This is a genomic window from Pseudomonas xantholysinigenes (assembly GCF_014268885.2).
In the GTDB taxonomy this organism is placed as follows: Bacteria; Pseudomonadota; Gammaproteobacteria; order Pseudomonadales; family Pseudomonadaceae; genus Aquipseudomonas; species Aquipseudomonas xantholysinigenes.
On sequence record NZ_CP077095.1, the window covers coordinates 1,973,359 to 1,988,860 of the forward strand.

The following is a 15,502-nucleotide window of genomic DNA, read 5'->3' on the forward strand; positions in this document are numbered from 1 at the left end:
TTTGAGGGATATCTATGAAGCTTCAGCAACTGCGCTACATCTGGGAAGTGGCGCACCATGACCTCAACGTTTCCGCGACGGCGCAGAGCCTGTACACCTCCCAGCCCGGGATCAGCAAGCAGATCCGCCTGCTCGAGGACGAGCTGGGCGTCGAAGTCTTCGCCCGCAGCGGCAAGCACCTGACCCGCGTCACCCCGGCCGGCGAGCGCATCATCAATACCGCCGGCGAGATCCTGCGCAAGGTCGAGAGCATCAAGCAGATCGCCCAGGAATTCTCCAACGAGAAGAAAGGCACCCTGTCGATCGCCACCACCCACACCCAGGCCCGTTACGCGCTGCCGCCGGTGATCAGCAGCTTCATCAAGCAATACCCGGAAGTGGCCCTGCACATGCACCAGGGCTCGCCGATGCAGATCGCCGAGATGGCTGCCGACGGCACCGTCGATTTCGCTATTGCCACCGAGGCGCTGGAGCTGTTCGGCGACCTGATCATGATGCCGTGCTACAAGTGGAATCGCTGCGTGGTGGTGCCTCAGGGGCATCCGCTGACCAAGCTGCCGAAGCTGACTCTCGAGGCCGTGGCCGACTACCCGATCGTCACCTACGTGTTCGGTTTCACTGGCCGTTCCAAGCTCGACGAAGCATTCAATCACCGTGGCCTGACGCCGAAGGTGGTGTTCACCGCCGCAGATGCCGACGTGATCAAGACCTATGTGCGGCTGGGGTTGGGCGTGGGCATCGTGGCCAAGATGGCCGTGGATCCGAAGCTCGACAGCGACCTGGTGTGCCTGGATGCCAGCGAGCTGTTCGAGGCCAGCATCACCAAGATCGGCTTCCGTCGCGGCACCTTCCTGCGTGGCTTCATGTGCGACTTCATCGAGAAGTTCGCGCCGCACCTGACCCGTGAGGTGATGGCCAAGGCGATTCAGTGCCATAACAAGCAGGAGCTTGAAGAGCTGTTCGAGGGTGTCGAGCTGCCGGTGCACTGAAAGCAGCTGCAAGCGGCAAGCGGCAAGCTACAAGAAAGAGCAGTCCGTACGCGGTCTGCTCTTTTCTTGTAGCTTGCAGCTAGAAGCTTGCCGCTGCATTCAAGCCTTGCTGATCAGGTTGCCAGCGTGCAACCCGCATTCCTTCTGGGTCGACTCTTCCCACCACCAACGCCCTTCGCGCTCGTGCTGGTTCGGTAGCACCGGGCGGGTGCACGGTTCGCAGCCAATGCTGATGAAGCCGCGCTCATGCAGGCTGTTGTAGGGCAGCTCGAGCATGCGGATGTAGCCCCAGACTTCCTCGCTGGTCATCTGCGCCAGCGGGTTGAACTTGTACAGTGTGCGCTCGGGCGTGGAGAAGGCGCTGTCGATCTCCAGCGCCGCCACCTGGCTGCGGGTGCCGGGGCTCTGGTCGCGGCGCTGGCCGGTGGCCCAGGCACTGACGGTGGCCAGCTTGCGCCGCAGCGGCTCGATCTTGCGAATACCGCAGCACTCGCCGTGGCCGTCCTTGTAGAAGCTGAACAGGCCTTTTTCCTTGACGAATGGGTCGAGCTTATCGCGGTCCGGGCTGAGGATTTCGATCGGCAGGTTGTACTGCTCGCGCACCTGATCGATGAAGCGGTAGGTCTCAGGGTGCAGGCGCCCGGTGTCGAGGCTGAACACTTTGACCTGCTTGTTCAGCTTCCAGGCCATGTCCACCAGCACCACATCCTCGGCGCCGCTGAAGGAGATCCACAGGTCGTCGCCAAAGTGTTCGAAGGCGAGCTTGAGGATCTCCTGCGGGGACTTGCTGGCGTAGGTCGCGGCCAGGGCGGCGACGTCGAAGGGTTGGCTCATCAGGCGGTTTCCATCGGGTGAGTGGCGCTGAGCGCTCGTAGTGGTCAGATGGTAACAAAAAATGCCGAGGCAGACGTTCATCTCAAGGGTTTGTGCCGCCTGCGCGGGCCCTTTCGCGGGTAAACCCGCTCCCACAGCTGTCGAGTGATCGCAGGCCTTGTGGCAGCGGGCGCCGTCGATCACAAGGCCTGCAGCGTTTCCATCAGCACCCGCACCTTGGCGATCGACTCCTCGTACTCGGCCTGCCAGTGCGAATCGGCCACCACCGCGCCGCCGCCCCAGCAACTGACCTGGTTATCCTTGATTAGCAAACTGCGGATGGCGATGGAGCTGTCCATCTCGCCGCGCACATCGACATACAGCAGCGAGCCGCAGTACAGCGCCCTGCGGGTCGGCTCTAGCTCGTCGATGATCTGCATGGCGCGAATCTTCGGCGCGCCGGTGATCGAGCCGCCGGGGAAGCTGCCGGCGATCAGGTCCAGGGCGTCCTTGTCGGCGGCCAGGCGGCCGACCACGCTGCTGACCAGATGATGAACGTTGGGGTAGCTCTCCAGGCTGAACAGCTCTGGCACCTTGACCGAGCCGGTCTGGCAGGTGCGGCCGATGTCGTTGCGCAGCAGGTCGACGATCATCAGGTTTTCCGAGCGGTCCTTGGGGCTGGCCAGCAGGTCGGCAGCGTTGCGCGCGTCCTCTATGGGGTCGGCTGCGCGTGGGCGGGTGCCCTTGATCGGACGGGTTTCCACCTCGCCCTGGCTGACGCGGATGAAGCGTTCGGGGGAGAAGCTCAGCAGCGCCGTGCCTTCATCCAGCTGCTGGTAGCCGGAAAACGGCGTCGGGCAGGCGGCGCGCAGGACCTGGTAGGCGCGCCACGGGTCGCCCTGGCAGGGTGCGCGAAAGCGCTGGGTGAGGTTGATCTGGTAGCAGTCGCCGGCCTGGATGTAGCGCTGCACCTGATCGAACGCCGCCCGGTATTGCTCGGGGTGAAGATCGCCGGTCATGGGCGCGAGCAGGTGGAAGTCGCCGCTATCGCCCAGGGAGCTGGCCTCGAACAATGCGATGAGCCGTTGTTGCTCGGCCTCGGGCAGGCTTGGGTGGAACACCAGCTGGCTGCTGCACAGCCGATGATCGGACACCAGTGCCCAGGCATACAGCCCCAGCCGGGCATCGGGCAGGCCGAGGTCGTCGATCGCGTGCGTCGGCAACTGCTCCAGGCGCCGGCCGAAGTCGTAGCTCAGGTAGCCGATCAGGCCGCCGGCAAACGGCAGCTCGATGCCCTCGGGCAGTTGTGCCGTCCCCAGGTCGGCCAGGGCCTGGCGCAGACGCTGCAGGTAGTCGCGACCGTCTTCCTCGGGGTGTGCCTGCAACTGCTGCAGCGGCCAGGCGCTGAGCAGGTCGTAGCGGCCGCGTTCGGCGCCTGGTCGGGCGCTGTCGAGCAGGATCGCGCCGGGCGCGCGGCGCAGGCGTTCGAAGTAGAAGGCGGGATCGGGCTGGTAGGGCAGGGGGTAAAGCGTACAGGTCGGCATCAGAATGGACGGCGATGAACAAGCGAGGAGGGCGATTGTAGACCTGTGTAGGAAATGCGCCTAGCGCTGGCAGCGACATTCACCATCCTGTTCTGCGCAATCCCCCTGTAGGAGCGGCCTTGCCGACCGGTCCGACGCCTCGGCAAGGCCGCTCCTACAGGGATTGCGCAGGGCCTGGGCTATAGCGGATTGACGTGCCCGAACAAGCCCTGGGAGAACTTCACGCGCTGCTCGGCATCCTCGCTGCGACCTTCCTTGGTCAGCGCCTCCAGATGCGCCTCGATGGCGTGGGTGCGCTGGGTCAGGCCGCAGTCGTTGGCGATCTGGATGTTCAGGCCCGGGCGGGCGTTGAGCTCGAGGATCAACGGGCCCTTGTCCTGGTCCAAAACCATGTCCACGCCAATGTAGCCCAGGCCGCACAGCTCGTAGCAGCTGGCCGCGAGCTTCATGAAGCCGTCCCAGTTCGGCAGCTGCACGCCGTCCACCGCATTGGTGGTGTCGGGGTGCTTGCTGATGATCTTGTTCAGCCAGGTGCCGCGCAGGGTCAGGCCGGTGGCCAGGTCCACACCGACGCCGATGGCGCCCTGGTGCAGGTTGGCCTTGCCGCCGGACTGGCGGGTCGGCAGGCGCAGCATGGCCATCACCGGGTAGCCCATCAGCACGATGATGCGGATGTCCGGCACGCCTTCGTAGCTGATGCTCTTGAAGATCTGGTCCGGGGTGACCCGGTATTCGATCAGCGCGCGGTCGCGGTGTCCGCCCAGCGAGTACAGGCCGGTGAGGATGCTGGAAATCTGGTGCTCGATTTCCTCATGGCTGATGATCTTGCCCGAGACCGTGCGGTAGCGGTCCTCGAAGCGGTCGGCGATCACCAGGATGCCGTCACCGCCGGCGCCTTGCGCCGGCTTGATGACGAAGTCGTTGCGCCCGCCGATGATCTCGTCGAGCTTTTCGATCTGCTTCTCGGTCTCGATGATGCCGTACATCTCCGGCACATGGATGCCGGCCGCCAGGGCGCGCTCCTTGGTGATGATCTTGTCGTCGACGATCGGGTACAAATGGCGCTTGTTGTACTTCAGTACATAGTCCGCGTTGCGCCGGTTGATACCCATGATGCCCCGGGCTTCCAGGGCCTTCCAGGTCTTGATCAGTCCGAACATCAGGCGTCAGCCTTCACGAAAGCCTTGAAGCGAACGAGCTCGGTCAGGCGGTAGCCGCGGTAGCGACCCATCGCCAGCATGAAGCCCACCAGGATCAGCAGTACCGCAGGGAAGGTGAAGACGAAGTACACGGCCTCTGGCACGGTCATCAGCAGGTGCGCGATGGACGCGGCGAACAGGGTGCCGATGGCCACTTTCATGGCATGGCCACCGCCACGCTCTTCCCAGGTGATCGACAGGCGCTCGATGGTCATGGTCAGAATCACCATCGGGAACAGCGCCACCGACAGCCCGCGCTCCAGGCCCAGCTTGTGGCTGAACAGGCTGATGGCGGCGATCAGCACCACGACGAAGGTCAGCACCACCGACAGGCGCGGCAGCATCTGCAGCTTGAGGTGCTCGAGGTACGAGCGTAACGACAGGCCCAGCGCGGTGATCACCGTGAACAGGATGATGCCGAAGCCCAGTTGCGTTTCGCGGAAGGCCAGGGCGATCAGCACCGGGGTGAAGGTACCCAGGGTCTGGATGCCGATCAGGTTGCGCAGCACCAGGATCACCAGTACGCCGATCGGGATCATCACCATGATCATGAAGGTCTGCTGGGTCTGCAGTGGCAGGCCGTACAGCGAGTATTCGAGGAAGTCGGCGTCGGTGTTCTCGTCGGTCAGCTTGGCCAGGCGGATGGCATTCATCTCGCTGTTGTTCATGCTGAAGGTGACGGTGGCCTTCTTGCCGCCATCGACGCTGATCAGGTTCTCGTCACCGGTCCACCACAGCAGGCGGTCGCTGGGCAGGCCTTGCTCGCCGGTCTCCGGGTTGAAGTACAGCCAGTCGTTGCCGTTGAAACTGCGCAGCCACAGTTCGGGGTTTTGCGGGGTGTCGGCGACCAGGCGAATGGTGTGGACCTTCTCCATCGGTACGTGGGCAATGGACAGCAGCAGGTCGATGACCTGGGCCTTCTTCATCGGCGAGTTGTCGCCGGCCAGCAGCAGCTTGGCGTTGTCGTCGTTGGCGTTGTTGACCCGCTTGATGGTCTCGCTGACGAAGGTCTCGACGTCGGCCGAATGCTGGCGGATCGGCGCCATCAGCGCCTCGGCGGCGATCTTCTCCGGGCCTTCGACAGCCAGGCTGTCGCGGAAGGTCGGGCCCTTGATCTTGGCTTTTTCGCTGCTGTAGCGCTTGGTCAGCACCAGGCGGTAGTAGAGGGTCTGGTTGCCGCTGGCGCGGCGTGCCGACCAGGTCACCTTGCGGTTGCCGTCGGCGCGGTTGACGCTGACCCCGTAGTTGTTGGAAATGAAGCTCTCGTTGAGGCTGACGTAGTCACGGTTCAGCGGTGGCACGAACATCTGCACCTTGACCGGGTCCTTGGCGCTGGCGACGAACTCGACCTTGGCGTCGATGTTCCACAGGTCGTCGGTCTCGTCTTCGGTCACCGGGATGCCGAGGAAGAAGATCTGATAGGCCGTGATCGCGATGCCCAGCAGCACCAGGACGGTGATCAGGACTTTCAGGTGAAGGGTAAGAGAGCGCATCGGAATTACTCTGCTTTGGGAGCTTCGGTGGCACAGGCAGGTTTGCCGGCCGCGTATTTAAGGCTTGGGTCGACCAGCGCGCCGAAGTGCTTGAGGGCCTCGGATCCGATCAGCAGCGGGAACTGGAACGCGCTGCGGTCGGTGAGGTTGACCTCGATGGTGCGTTGCGTCTGGCCCATGCAGATCTCGAGTTCGATCACCGGACGAGCAGTGTAGGCCTTGCCGGATTCGGCGTCATAGTCCCCGGCGCGGCGCTTGATCTTGCTGACGCGGGCCAGGGGGCGTTCGATGGGGTGCTGGTGCGCGGCGTCGATGGCCAGGTAGAAGCGCACCCAGCTCTCGCCGTTGCGCTTGAAGCGCTTGATGTCGCGGGCGCTGAGCGAGGCGGTCTTGGCGCCGGTGTCGAGCTTGGCCGCCACCTCCAGGTCCAGATCGCCCAGGCGGGCGTATTCGTTCAGACCGTAGACGGTCTTGTCTGCCGCGGGCGCGAGTGCCGGCAGCAGGGTCAGGCAGAGCAGCAGTGAAGCGGGTATGAGTCTCATAATCCTGGCGCGGTGCTGTGCGGGGTTCAGGGCAAGGCGACTGGCCAAGCATCCTCATTGATTCTGTCAACAGCATGAAATGATGACAGAGACACTATCCATGCTCTCGAAGGAGCGCGGCATTCTATCACGCCGGTGCCTTGACGCCAGCGCGCCCGCGATCAGACCACGTGGACGCGGGTGAAGTTCGTTATTAGACAATTGTCGACAATGTTCTTTTTGTCTTTGACTCTAATCCTCTATTTAGCTAGTTTTGCCGTCATTGCTTTTGAAGGTGTCGACAATCATGCTGGATACAGCCCACGCCACATTGCTGCCCCAAGACGAGACCGAGACCCTCTCGGAACACGTCTTCCGCTGCATCCAGGCCGCCATCGTCAAGGGTGAGATCGCCCCCGGCAGCAAGATTTCCGAGCCGGAGCTGGCGCGCACCTATGGCATCAGCCGTGGTCCGCTGCGCGAGGCGATCCATCGCCTGGAAGGCCAGCGCCTGCTGGTGCGGGTGCCCCATGTTGGGGCGCGGGTGGTCTCGCTGAGCCACGCCGAGCTGATCGAGCTGTACGAGATCCGCGAATCGCTGGAAGGCATGGCCTGCCGCCTGGCCGCCGAGCGCATGAGCCAGGCCGCCATCGACGAGCTGCGCCATGTGCTCGACACCCACGAACGCGACGCGGCGTTCCAGGCCGGGCAGGGCTACTACCAGCAGGAAGGCGACTACGACTTCCACTACCGGATCATCCAGGGCAGCGGCAACCAGACCCTGTACAAGATGCTCTGCGGCGAGCTCTACCAGCTGGTGCGCATGTACCGCATCCAGTTTTCCACCACGCCCAACCGCCCGCGCCAGGCTTTTGCCGAGCACCACCGTATCCTCGATGCCATCGAGGCCCGTGACGGCGAACTGGCCGAACTCCTGATGCGCCGCCATATCGGTGCGTCCAAGCGCAATATCGAGCGCCACTACCAGGGCGCCGACAACAATAGCCCACGAGGTGAGTCATGACAGTCAAGAGCACCCCCGGCCAGCGTTTCCGTGACGCGGTGGCCGCCGAACACCCGTTGCAGGTGGTCGGGACCATCAACGCCAACCACGCGCTGCTGGCCAAGCGCGCCGGCTTCAAGGCCATCTACCTGTCCGGCGGCGGTGTCGCGGCGGGCTCCCTCGGCCTGCCGGACCTGGGCATCAGCGGCCTGGACGACGTACTCACCGACGTGCGCCGCATCACCGACGTGTGCGACCTGCCGCTGCTGGTGGATGTCGACACCGGTTTTGGCGCCTCGGCGTTCAACGTTGCCCGTACCGTCAAGTCGATGAGCAAGTTCGGCGCTGCGGCCATCCATATCGAGGACCAGGTCGGCGCCAAGCGCTGCGGTCACCGGCCAAACAAGGAGATCGTCTCGCAGCAGGAGATGGTCGACCGCATCAAGGCCGCGGTGGACGCCCGTACTGACGACAGCTTCGTGATCATGGCGCGCACCGACGCCCTGGCGGTGGAAGGCCTGAACGCCGCGTTGGATCGCGCCGCCGCCTGCATCGAAGCCGGCGCCGACATGATCTTCCCAGAGGCCATCACTGAGCTTTCGATGTACAAGACCTTCGCCGACCGGGTGAAGGCGCCGATCCTGGCCAACATCACCGAGTTCGGCGCCACGCCGCTGTACACCACCGAAGAGCTGGCCTCGGTCGACGTGTCGCTGGTGCTCTACCCGCTGTCGGCGTTCCGCGCCATGAACAAGGCCGCCGAGAATGTCTACACCGCGCTGCGCCGCGATGGCACGCAGAAGAACGTGATCGACACCATGCAGACCCGCATGGAGCTCTACGATGCCATCGGCTATCACGCCTTCGAGCAAAGCCTGGATGCGCTGTTCGCGCAGAAGAAAGGGTAAGTGAATGCCTGTACCGGCCTCTTCGCGGGTAAACCCGCTCCTACAGGTTTGGTGCAATCTCTGAAACCTGTGGGAGCGGGTTTACCCGCGAAGAGGCCGGCAGGCAAACCGATTAGCCAGAAAAGACTTCGATAACAAGTTCAAGAAAGGAGAAACACCATGGCCGAAGCAAAAGTACTCAGTGGCGCGGGCCTGCGTGGCCAGGTGGCCGGGCAGACCGCGCTGTCGACCGTCGGCCAGGCCGGTGCCGGCCTGACCTACCGCGGCTATGACGTACGCGACCTGGCCGCCGCCGCCGAGTTCGAGGAGGTCGCCTACCTGCTGTTGTACGGCGAGCTGCCGAGCAAGGCCGAGCTTGCCGACTACAAACGCAAGCTCAAGGGCCTGCGCGACCTGCCGCAAGCGCTGAAGGAGGTGCTCGAGCGTATCCCGCGCGATGCCCACCCGATGGATGTGATGCGCACCGGCTGCTCGGTGCTCGGCACCCTGGAGCCTGAGCTGACCTTCGAGCAGCAGCGCGACAAGACCGATCGCCTGCTGGCGCTGTTCCCGGCGGTGATGTGCTACTGGTATCGCTTCACCCACCACGGTGTGCGCATCGATTGCACCAGCGACGAAGAAACCATTGGCGGCCACTTCCTGCACCTGCTGCATGGCAAGAAGCCCAGCGCCCTGCATGTCAAGGTGATGAACGTTTCGCTGATCCTTTACGCCGAGCACGAGTTCAACGCCTCGACCTTCACCGCGCGGGTCTGCGCCTCGACCCTGTCCGACCTGTATTCCTGCGTCACTGCGGCCATCGGCTCGCTGCGCGGCCCGCTGCACGGCGGCGCCAACGAAGCGGCGATGGAGCTGATCGAGCGCTTCCAGACCCCACAGGACGCTACCGCCGAGCTGCTGCGCATGCTCGAGCGCAAGGACAAGATCATGGGCTTCGGCCACGCGATCTACAAAGAGTCCGACCCGCGCAACGAGGTGATCAAGGGCTGGTCGAAGCAACTCGCCGACGAAGTGGGCGACAAGGTGCTGTACCCGGTCTCCGAAGCCATCGACAAGACCATGTGGGAGCAGAAGCGCTTGTTCCCCAACGCCGACTTCTACCATGCCTCGGCGTACCACTTCATGGGCATCCCGACCAAGCTGTTCACCCCGATCTTCGTCTGCTCGCGCCTGACCGGCTGGGCCGCGCACGTGTTCGAGCAGCGCGCCAACAACCGCATCATCCGCCCGAGCGCCGAATACACCGGCGTCGAGCAGCGCCAGTTCGTGCCGATCGAGCAGCGCTGACAAGAAATTAGAGAGGCAACCCGTCCCCTGTGGGAGCGGGCTTGCCCGCGAATGCAATGTCGCGTTCACCAACGCTTTCGCGGGCAAGCCCGCTCCCACAGGGGCGGTGGATTCTTCCGATTACTGTGACCGAGCCTGATTCTCTATGAACACCGCATTCCGCAAGAACCTGCCAGGCACCGCCCTGGACTACTTCGACGCCCGTGCCGCGGTCGAGGCGATCAAGCCCGGCGCCTACGACGGCCTGCCATACACCTCCCGCGTGCTCGCCGAGAACCTGGTGCGCCGCTGTGATCCGGCCACCCTCAATGCCTCGCTGGAGCAACTGATCGAGCGCAAGCGCGACCTCGACTTCCCCTGGTTCCCGGCCCGCGTGGTGTGCCATGACATCCTCGGCCAGACCGCCCTGGTCGACCTGGCCGGCCTGCGCGACGCCATCGCCGACAAGGGCGGCGACCCGGCTCAGGTCAACCCGGTGGTGCCGGTGCAGTTGATCGTCGATCACTCGCTGGCCGTGGAGTGCGGCGGCTTCGACCCGCAGGCGTTCGAAAAGAACCGCGCCATCGAGGACCGCCGCAACGAAGATCGCTTCCACTTCATCAACTGGACCAAGCAGGCGTTCAAGAACGTCGACGTGATCCAGCCCGGCAACGGCATCATGCACCAGATCAACCTGGAGAAGATGTCGCCGGTGATTCATAGCGAGCGTGGCCTGGCCTACCCGGACACCTGCGTCGGCACCGACAGCCACACGCCGCACGTGGATGCCCTGGGCGTGATCGCCATCGGCGTCGGCGGCCTGGAGGCCGAGAACGTGATGCTTGGACGCGCCTCGTGGATGCGCCTGCCGGAGATCGTCGGCGTCGAGTTGACCGGTCGTCTGGCGCCGAGCATCACCGCCACCGACCTGGTGCTGGCGCTCACCGAGTTCCTGCGCAAGCAGAAGGTGGTCGGCGCCTACCTGGAGTTCCACGGTGCCGGCGCCAGCGCGCTGACCCTGGGCGACCGCGCCACCATCTCCAACATGGCCCCGGAATACGGCGCCACCGCCGCGATGTTCGCCATCGACCAGCAGACCATCGACTACCTCAAGCTCACCGGCCGCGACGACCAGCAAGTGCAACTGGTCGAGACCTACGCCAAGGCCACTGGCCTGTGGGCCGATAGCCTGGCCAAGGCCGAGTACGAGCGCACCCTGAGCTTCGATCTGTCGAGCGTGGTGCGCAACATGGCCGGCCCGTCCAACCCGCATGCCCGCGTGGCCACTAGCGACCTGGCAGCCAAAGGCATCGCCGGCGCCTGGGAAGAAGTCCCGGGGCAGATGCCGGACGGCGCGGTGATCATCGCCGCCATCACCAGCTGCACCAACACCAGCAACCCGCGCAACGTGATTGCCGCCGGCCTTATCGCACGCAACGCCAACAAACTGGGCCTGGCGCGCAAGCCCTGGGTCAAGTCGTCGCTGGCGCCGGGCTCCAAGGCCGTGCAGCTGTACCTGAAGGAAGCCGGGCTGGAGCAGGAGCTGGAGCAGTTGGGCTTTGGCATCGTCGCCTTCGCCTGCACCACCTGCAACGGCATGTCCGGTGCGTTGGATCCGGTGATCCAGCAGGAAATCATCGACCGCGACCTGTACGCCACCGCCGTGCTCTCGGGTAACCGCAACTTCGACGGGCGCATCCACCCCTACGCCAAGCAGGCTTTCCTCGCTTCGCCGCCGCTGGTGGTGGCCTACGCCATCGCCGGTACCATCCGCTTCGATATCGAGAAGGATGTGCTCGGCGTGGTCGACGGCAAGGAGATTCGCCTCAAGGACATCTGGCCGAGCGATGAGGAAATCGATGCCGTGGTGCGTGCTGCGGTGAAGCCGGAGCAATTCCGCCAGGTGTACATCCCGATGTTCGCCATCGAGGAAGATCGTGGGCCGAAGGTCGCGCCGCTGTACGACTGGCGCCCGATGAGCACCTATATTCGCCGTCCGCCGTACTGGGAAGGTGCCCTGGCCGGCGAGCGCACCCTGCGCGGCATGCGCCCGTTGGCGGTGCTGCCGGACAACATCACCACCGACCACCTGTCGCCGTCCAATGCCATCCTGCTCGACAGCGCCGCCGGCGAGTACTTGGCGAAGATGGGCCTGCCAGAAGAGGACTTCAACTCCTACGCCACCCACCGTGGTGACCACCTGACCGCCCAGCGCGCCACCTTCGCCAACCCCAAGCTGTTCAACGAGATGGTGCGCAAGGACGACGGCAGCGTGAAGCAGGGTTCGCTGGCGCGCATCGAGCCGGAAGGCAAGGTGACCCGCATGTGGGAGGCGATCGAGACCTACATGCAGCGCAAGCAGCCGCTGATCATCGTCGCCGGCGCCGACTACGGCCAGGGCTCGTCCCGTGACTGGGCAGCCAAGGGCGTGCGCCTGGCCGGTGTCGAGGCCATCGTCGCCGAAGGCTTCGAGCGTATCCACCGCACCAACCTGGTGGGCATGGGCGTGCTGCCGCTGGAGTTCAAGCCGGGTACCGATCGCAAGACGCTGGAACTGGACGGTAGCGAGACCTACGACGTGCTGGGTGAGCGCAAACCGCGCGCGACCCTGACCCTGGTGGTGACGCGGCGTAACGGCGAGCGTGTCGAGGTGCCGGTGACTTGCCGCCTGGATACCGCCGAGGAAGTGTCGATCTACGAGGCGGGTGGCGTGTTGCAACGCTTTGCCCAGGACTTCCTGGAAGGCGTGGCTTAACAGGAACGGCATGGCCTCTGTGGGAGCGGGTTTACCCGCGAATGCGTTAGCAGGATCAACATCATTGCTTGATCAAACGCCTTCGCGGGTGAACCCGCTCCCACAGGGTGTCGCGCAAGACAGGAATTGACCATGACACATGTACCGCAAATCAAAATCCCCGCCACCTACATCCGTGGCGGCACCAGCAAAGGCGTGTTCTTCCGCCTGCAAGACCTGCCCGAGCGCGCCCAGGTCCCCGGCCCGGCCCGCGACGCCCTGTTGCTGCGGGTGATCGGCAGCCCCGACCCCTACGCCAAGCAGATCGACGGCATGGGCGGCGCCACCTCCAGCACCAGCAAGACGGTGATCCTGTCGAAAAGCATCAAGGCCGACCACGACGTTGACTACCTGTTCGGCCAGGTGTCGATCGACACCGCGTTCGTCGACTGGAGCGGTAACTGCGGCAACCTGTCTGCCGCCGTGGGTTCGTTCGCCATTGCCAGCGGCTTGGTCGATGCCGCGCGCGTTCCGCGCAACGGTATTGCCACCGTGCGCATCTGGCAGGCCAATATCGGCAAGACCATCATCGCCCATGTGCCGATCACCGACGGCCAGGTGCAGGAAACCGGCGACTTCGAACTCGACGGCGTGACCTTCCCGGCCGCCGAGGTGCAACTGGAGTTCCTGGACCCGGCCGCCGACGAAGACGGTGAAGGCGGGGCGATGTTCCCCACGGGCAATCTGGTCGACGACCTCGAGGTGCCGGGTGTCGGGACCTTCAAGGCCACCCTGATCAACGCCGGTATCCCGACCATCTTCGTCAATGCCGCTGATATCGGCTATACCGGTGCCGAATTGCAGGACGCCATCAACGGCGATGTCGCAGCCTTGCAGCGTTTCGAGACCATCCGCGCCCACGGTGCGGTGCGCATGGGGCTGATCGAGCACGTCGACCAGGCAGCCGGGCGCCAGCACACGCCCAAGGTGGCGTTTGTCGCGGCACCGATGACCTACACTGCGTCCAGTGGCAAGACGGTCCAGGCCGAGAACGTCGACCTGTTGGTGCGCGCACTGTCCATGGGCAAGCTGCACCACGCGATGATGGGCACCGCGGCCGTCGCCATTGGCACCGCCGCGGCGATCCCAGGCACGCTGGTCAACCTGGCCGCTGGTGGCGGTGAGCGCAGCGCCGTGCGCTTCGGACACCCGTCCGGCACTTTGCGGGTGGGGGCCGAGGCGCGCCAGGTGGACGGGCAGTGGACGGTGACCAAGGCAATCATGAGCCGTAGCGCTCGGGTGCTGATGGAGGGCTGGGTGCGCGTACCTGGCGATAGTTTCTAAGGCATCAGTGGCGTTCGGCTTTCGTTGGTTGGGGCCGCTTTGCGGCCCTTTCCGGCCGGTCCGGCGCTCCGGCAAGGCCGCTCCTACAGAGGATTGCGTCCCCCTTGTAGGAGCGGCCTTGCCGGAGCGCCGGACCGGTCGGAAAGGGCTGCGCAGCAGCCCCGGCAATCTAGAAGGGAGCTGAATATGAGCGCAAACGTAGACCTCAACACCCGCCCCGACTACGACCAGGTCCTGCAGACCCTCGCCGACTATGTGTTCGGCTACCGTGTCGAATCCCCCGAGGCGCTGAACACCGCCCGCCACTGCCTGATGGATACCCTGGGCTGTGGCTTGCTGGCCCTGCGTTTCCCTGAATGCACCAAGCACCTTGGCCCGCTGGTCGAGGGCACGATCGTCCCCCACGGCGCTCGTGTGCCCGGCACCAGCTACTGCCTGGATCCGGTCAAGGCCGCTTGGGATATCGGCTGTATCGTCCGCTGGCTGGACTACAACGACACCTGGCTGGCGGCAGAGTGGGGCCATCCCTCGGACAACCTCGGCGGCATCCTGGCGGTCACCGATCACCTGTCGCAAAAGCGCGTGGCCAATGGCGAGGCGCCCCTGGTCATGCGCGAGGTGCTCGATGCCATGGTCATGGCCCACGAGATCCAAGGCGTGCTGGCGCTTGAAAACTCGTTCAACCGGGTCGGCCTGGACCATGTGCTGCTGGTCAAGGTCGCCTCCACGGCAGTCTGCGCCAGACTCATGGGCGCCAGTCGCGAGCAGTTGTTGTCGGCGCTGTCCCACGCGTTCGTCGATGGCCAGGCCCTGCGTACCTACCGTCATGCACCCAATGCCGGCTCGCGCAAGTCGTGGGCGGCGGGGGACGCCTCCAGCCGCGGTGTGCGCCTGGCCGATATCGCCCTGCGTGGCGAGATGGGCGTGCCCGGCGCGCTCACGGCCCGGCAGTGGGGGTTCTACGATGTGTCGTTCAGCCACACCAACAAGGACCTGGCCCTCAAGCCCGAAGACCAGCGCGAGCTGCGCCTGCCGCAGCCCTTGGGCAGCTACGTGATGGAGAACGTGCTATTCAAGATCAGCTTCCCAGCCGAATTCCATGCCCAGACCGCCTGCGAGGCGGCGGTGACCCTGCATCCACAGGTGCGCAACCGCCTGCACGAGATCGACCGTATTGTCATCACCACGCACGAGTCGGCGATCCGCATCATTTCCAAGGAGGGGCCGCTGGCCAATGCCGCGGACCGTGATCACTGCCTGCAGTACATGACCGCCGTGCCGCTGATCTTCGGTGGCCTGGTGGCCGAGCACTACGAGGACGCCTTCCACGCGGCCCACCCAAGCATTGACCGGCTACGCGAAAAGATGGTGGTCGTCGAGGAGCCACGTTTCAGTCGTGAGTACCTGGAGGCGGACAAGCGCTCTATCGCAAACGGTGTGCAGGTGTTCTTCAAGGACGGCACGCACACGCCGCACGTGGTGGTGGAGTACCCGATCGGGCATCGGCGTCGGCGGGAGGAGGGGATGCCGTTGCTCGAGGCCAAGTTCAGGGAGAACCTGGCGACGCGGTTTGCGCGGCAGCGGTGTGAGGCGATTCTGGATGTGTGCAAGGACCAGCAGGCGCTGGAGGCCATGCCTGTGCACAGGTTTGTCGATCTGTTGGTGATCTGAGGCTGCCTGTTCCGGCC

The 15,502-nt window shown here is 64.5% G+C and carries 12 protein-coding genes; 7 read left to right on the forward strand and 5 right to left on the reverse strand.

All coding sequences use genetic code 11. The features are described 5' to 3' along the window. Positions 1-14 precede the first annotated feature (14 nt). The gene (gene cysB / locus HU772_RS08925; protein WP_166888404.1) at positions 15-989 is read left to right on the forward strand and encodes an HTH-type transcriptional regulator CysB; all 975 of its coding nucleotides are present in this window, start codon (positions 15-17) and stop codon (positions 987-989) included. Positions 990-1,088: 99 nt separating this feature from the next. Here the strand turns inward: cysB and HU772_RS08930 are convergent, their stop codons facing one another. From HU772_RS08930 to rloA, 5 genes are all read right to left on the reverse strand, one after another. Further along, complete coding sequence (locus HU772_RS08930; RefSeq protein WP_050705067.1) at positions 1,089-1,823, reverse strand: phosphoadenylyl-sulfate reductase; 735 nt, start codon at positions 1,821-1,823, stop codon at positions 1,089-1,091. A gap of 179 nt (positions 1,824-2,002) precedes the next feature. Continuing rightward, positions 2,003-3,346, reverse strand: a complete 1,344-nt coding sequence (gene pabB, locus HU772_RS08935) for an aminodeoxychorismate synthase component I (RefSeq protein WP_186660337.1) — start codon at positions 3,344-3,346, stop codon at positions 2,003-2,005. A gap of 179 nt (positions 3,347-3,525) precedes the next feature. Further along, positions 3,526-4,506 (reverse strand): alpha-L-glutamate ligase-like protein, encoded by a 981-nt coding sequence (locus HU772_RS08940; RefSeq protein WP_186660339.1) that lies wholly within the window; start codon positions 4,504-4,506, stop codon positions 3,526-3,528. Next, positions 4,506-6,038: an osmotic stress tolerance membrane protein RloB gene (gene rloB / locus HU772_RS08945; protein ID WP_186660341.1), complete on the reverse strand. Its 1,533-nt coding sequence runs from the start codon at positions 6,036-6,038 to the stop codon at positions 4,506-4,508. The genes HU772_RS08940 and rloB overlap by 1 nt, the downstream gene beginning before the upstream one ends. Before the next feature lie 5 nt (positions 6,039-6,043). Beyond that, entirely contained in the window at positions 6,044-6,580 is a 537-nt protein-coding gene (gene rloA, locus HU772_RS08950; protein ID WP_186660343.1) for a retropepsin-like aspartic peptidase RloA, read from the reverse strand. A gap of 286 nt (positions 6,581-6,866) precedes the next feature. Between rloA and HU772_RS08955 the strand changes: the two genes are divergently transcribed. The 6 genes from HU772_RS08955 (at position 6,867) to prpD (ending at position 15,485) form a co-directional block, all read left to right on the forward strand. Further along, positions 6,867-7,583 (forward strand): GntR family transcriptional regulator, encoded by a 717-nt coding sequence (locus HU772_RS08955; RefSeq protein WP_186660345.1) that lies wholly within the window; start codon positions 6,867-6,869, stop codon positions 7,581-7,583. Next, positions 7,580-8,470, forward strand: coding sequence for a methylisocitrate lyase (prpB, locus tag HU772_RS08960; RefSeq protein WP_166888368.1), 891 nt, complete (start codon positions 7,580-7,582; stop codon positions 8,468-8,470). The genes HU772_RS08955 and prpB overlap by 4 nt, the downstream gene beginning before the upstream one ends. A 159-nt stretch (positions 8,471-8,629) precedes the next feature. Next, complete coding sequence (prpC, locus tag HU772_RS08965) at positions 8,630-9,757, forward strand: bifunctional 2-methylcitrate synthase/citrate synthase (RefSeq protein ID WP_186660347.1); 1,128 nt, start codon at positions 8,630-8,632, stop codon at positions 9,755-9,757. Positions 9,758-9,902: 145 nt separating this feature from the next. Then, on the forward strand, positions 9,903-12,491 hold the full coding sequence (gene acnD, locus HU772_RS08970; RefSeq protein ID WP_186660349.1) for a Fe/S-dependent 2-methylisocitrate dehydratase AcnD: 2,589 nt from the start codon (positions 9,903-9,905) through the stop codon (positions 12,489-12,491). A gap of 132 nt (positions 12,492-12,623) precedes the next feature. Further along, a complete protein-coding gene (gene prpF, locus HU772_RS08975; protein ID WP_186660351.1) occupies positions 12,624-13,814 on the forward strand; it encodes a 2-methylaconitate cis-trans isomerase PrpF in 1,191 nt (396 codons plus the stop codon). 186 nt (positions 13,815-14,000) lie between these two features. Further along, entirely contained in the window at positions 14,001-15,485 is a 1,485-nt protein-coding gene (gene prpD / locus HU772_RS08980) for a 2-methylcitrate dehydratase (protein ID WP_186660353.1), read from the forward strand. The last annotated feature ends 17 nt before the right edge of the window (positions 15,486-15,502 follow it).

Coding starts and splice junctions, on each gene's coding strand:
- pabB (WP_186660337.1), bottom strand. CDS start 3,346: ATGCCGACCTGTACGCTTTACCCCCTGCCCTACCAGCCCGATCCCGCC.
- HU772_RS08930 (WP_050705067.1), bottom strand. CDS start 1,823: ATGAGCCAACCCTTCGACGTCGCCGCCCTGGCCGCGACCTACGCCAGC.
- prpF (WP_186660351.1), top strand. CDS start 12,624: ATGACACATGTACCGCAAATCAAAATCCCCGCCACCTACATCCGTGGC.
- rloA (WP_186660343.1), bottom strand. CDS start 6,580: ATGAGACTCATACCCGCTTCACTGCTGCTCTGCCTGACCCTGCTGCCG.
- prpB (WP_166888368.1), top strand. CDS start 7,580: ATGACAGTCAAGAGCACCCCCGGCCAGCGTTTCCGTGACGCGGTGGCC.
- rloB (WP_186660341.1), bottom strand. CDS start 6,038: ATGCGCTCTCTTACCCTTCACCTGAAAGTCCTGATCACCGTCCTGGTG.
- HU772_RS08955 (WP_186660345.1), top strand. CDS start 6,867: ATGCTGGATACAGCCCACGCCACATTGCTGCCCCAAGACGAGACCGAG.
- acnD (WP_186660349.1), top strand. CDS start 9,903: ATGAACACCGCATTCCGCAAGAACCTGCCAGGCACCGCCCTGGACTAC.
- prpD (WP_186660353.1), top strand. CDS start 14,001: ATGAGCGCAAACGTAGACCTCAACACCCGCCCCGACTACGACCAGGTC.
- prpC (WP_186660347.1), top strand. CDS start 8,630: ATGGCCGAAGCAAAAGTACTCAGTGGCGCGGGCCTGCGTGGCCAGGTG.
- HU772_RS08940 (WP_186660339.1), bottom strand. CDS start 4,506: ATGTTCGGACTGATCAAGACCTGGAAGGCCCTGGAAGCCCGGGGCATC.
- cysB (WP_166888404.1), top strand. CDS start 15: ATGAAGCTTCAGCAACTGCGCTACATCTGGGAAGTGGCGCACCATGAC.